The sequence below is a fragment of the Bacillus sp. G16 genome, assembly GCF_021282335.1.
In the GTDB taxonomy this organism is placed as follows: Bacteria; Bacillota; Bacilli; order Bacillales; family Bacillaceae; genus Bacillus; species Bacillus inaquosorum.
The window spans coordinates 1-533 of sequence record NZ_JAJSOZ010000060.1; the positions used below are offsets into that span (position 1 = coordinate 1).

Below are 533 nucleotides of genomic sequence, written 5' to 3' on the forward strand. Positions count from 1 at the left end.
GTGAAAAGAGAGCGCTCTTGCAACGAATTGAAGCTACGTACGATGATAAAATGCGCTATGCAAACGAGCGTTTAATTGAAGAAATGTGCAAAGTAGAACCGTATCGTTTAAGTGCACATGGGAAAAAAGAGATTGTTTCTTCTATTACAAATGAAAGTTTGTATCAATATTATCAAAAAGTGTTAGCAGAAGATGAAATGGATCTATACATTATTGGTGATATTTCAGAAAACGCAGTGGATCTTGTAAGTAAGTATTTTTCTATTTCAGCGCGTCCTGCGAGAGAAAGAAATGTACTTCTTCATAAGAGAAATAATGAAGAAAAAGAAGTTGTTGAAAAACAAGAATTAAAACAAAGTAAATTACACATTGGTTATCGTACGTTTATTACGTATAAAGACGAAGATTATTTTGCGCTACAATTGTTCAATGGATTGTTTGGAGGATTTTCTCATTCGAAGTTATTCGTTAACGTTCGTGAAAAAAATAGTTTAGCGTACTATGCGGCATCCCGCTTTGAAAGTCATAAAGGC

Annotated in this window: 1 protein-coding gene; it reads left to right on the forward strand. The window is 33.8% G+C overall.

What is annotated here, in order from left to right:
• Positions 1–533, forward strand: a 533-nt coding sequence (locus LWH95_RS21520) for a M16 family metallopeptidase (RefSeq protein WP_232920353.1), incomplete at both ends; no start/stop codon positions are given.